This is a genomic window from Arthrobacter sp. UNC362MFTsu5.1 (genome assembly GCF_000685965.1).
Taxonomy (GTDB): domain Bacteria; phylum Actinomycetota; class Actinomycetes; order Actinomycetales; family Micrococcaceae; genus Arthrobacter.
The window spans coordinates 1-1,259 of the sequence record NZ_JMLE01000068.1 but is presented as its reverse complement, the minus strand read 5'-3'; the positions used below and the strand labels follow the sequence as shown (position 1 = coordinate 1,259).

General features: G+C 66.1%; 2 protein-coding genes. Both read right to left on the bottom strand.

The window, feature by feature from the left end; all coding sequences use genetic code 11:
- Positions 1–347: 347 nt before the first annotated feature.
- Positions 348–698, bottom strand: coding sequence for a DUF3846 domain-containing protein (locus BS38_RS26370; RefSeq protein WP_043440008.1), 351 nt, complete (start codon positions 696–698; stop codon positions 348–350).
- An 87-nt stretch (positions 699–785) separates the two neighbouring features.
- Positions 786–1,214, bottom strand: coding sequence for a hypothetical protein (locus tag BS38_RS0124030; RefSeq protein ID WP_028273024.1), 429 nt, complete (start codon positions 1,212–1,214; stop codon positions 786–788).
- Positions 1,215–1,259: the final 45 nt, after the last annotated feature.

The window sequence follows — 1,259 nt, the reverse complement described above, 5'->3', positions numbered from 1 at the left end:
GACAAAAAACGTCGTAGACAAACAGGGCCAGGGCGGGCCGGAGCTCTGCGACGGACGCACTGGACCCAACAGCCGGCCGCGCCAGCGGACGCCCGCATATGGGTGCGAGCCCCGCGAGCATGTTTTGGTGCAACAACCCGTTGCACCATTTGACGTTTGCCAGCCACTCCCCGGCCGGACAGCCGGGCGCTTTCGGGTGCTGCGCGACCGGCTGTCCGGTAAGGGGCGGGCCGCCGCCGGTAACCACAGCGGAAGCTCTCCGGGCGGCGGCCCGCCCAAGCTTTTCCTGCAAGCCGGCCCTTCCCGGAACTCATGGAGTCAGTGAGTGCCGGGAAGGTGGAGGTCGGCTAGGCCGCCAGCTCGATGTTGAACAGCTGTTCTGCCAGCCGGATCAGGTACTCCGGTGTGTCCGCTTCTGTGCCGTGTTCCCCTTCGCCGAGGAAGACGACGTTTCCGCAGAAGATGTCTGCGAGGTACAGGCCGGCTTCGCGCAGGAGGTGCCCGGCGCGTAGGTTCGGGGGCAGGTTGATGATCTTGCCCTCGTCGTTCAGGTAGGCGTGCCAGTCCCCTCGGGTGATGGCTTCGATGTTCCCCTCGACCAGGGTCTGCAGGGTGGCCAGCGAGGCGTCGATGGTTTCGATGCGTACGGGCTCGGACAGCCGGGCCGGGACGATCAGGGCGGTGCAGGTGGTGCTCATGGTCGTGCTCCTTTGCTTGGTCTGAAAGCTTGGGGGTCCCGCACTCCTTTACTCAAATGAGTAAAGGAGTGCGGGGTTGGGTGCTGGTTACGCGGTCCAGCCGGGGTACGGTGCGCGGTCGCGGCGGGGCAGTTCGGCGGCGGCCGCAGGGAGGTCGGCCGGGCCGTGGGCCTGGCCGTTTTTCCATGAGAAGAACGCCTGCTCCGTGATCGCGTCCCATTGCGCGCGCTTGGTGCGGAAGTACCGGCAGGTCACGTCACCCTCGCAGTAGGTTGCGACGCCGAACAGGTTGCCGATCCTGTCAGCGGTGCGGGTGGCGGCGATGATGACGTAGGGCCACTGGCCCAGGTCCCAGCCCTCGCTCCCCCAGTTCGGCAGTGCCGCCCAGCCCTCCTCGGCGATGGCCTCGATCCACTCGTAGCCGTCGCCGAAGTGGAAGTCTCCGAGGACTGTCGCGCCGGGGATGGTCTCGCCGGTGTCAGCCGTAACGACCTCGGTGATGATGGTTTCAGTCATGGTTTTTTTGGTCCTTTGCTGAGGATTCGGTGGGCGGGGTGCGGT

Excerpts from the sequence above, each read along its gene's own strand:
- BS38_RS0124030 (WP_028273024.1), bottom strand. The coding sequence starts at position 1,214 with ATGACTGAAACCATCATCACCGAGGTCGTTACGGCTGACACCGGCGAG.
- BS38_RS26370 (WP_043440008.1), bottom strand. The coding sequence starts at position 698 with ATGAGCACCACCTGCACCGCCCTGATCGTCCCGGCCCGGCTGTCCGAG.